This is a genomic window from Streptomyces litchfieldiae (assembly GCF_031845365.1).
Classification (GTDB): Bacteria; Actinomycetota; Actinomycetes; order Streptomycetales; family Streptomycetaceae; genus Streptomyces; species Streptomyces litchfieldiae.
Genome location: NZ_JAVREL010000170.1, coordinates 1 through 255, shown reverse-complemented (window position 1 = coordinate 255; position 255 = coordinate 1). Strand labels below are relative to the sequence as shown.

1 protein-coding gene is annotated in these 255 nt (G+C 72.9%); it reads left to right on the top strand.

What is annotated here, in order from left to right; translation table 11 throughout:
* Nucleotides 1–255: hypothetical protein (locus RM590_RS36290; RefSeq protein ID WP_311708993.1), on the top strand; the 255-nt coding region annotated here is incomplete at both ends.

Genomic DNA, 255 nt, shown 5'->3' with positions numbered 1-255 from the left:
CCGACCTGGAGAAGGTGCAGCGCGGGGCGGGCGGGCGTTACTACAACATCCCCGAGAAGATCGCCGAACGCATCGGGGTGATCGCCAGGACCCGCCGGGTCGCCTCCTGCCTGCGCACCACGATCGGCGCCGACGAGACCGGTCGGCCGATCCTGGAGTGGCACTTCGACGAGCAGGTGCTGGCGGCGGAGGCGGCGGCCGACGGCTGGTACGCGCTGATCACCAGCCGCCCGGTCGAGCGGTCCGGGCCCGAGC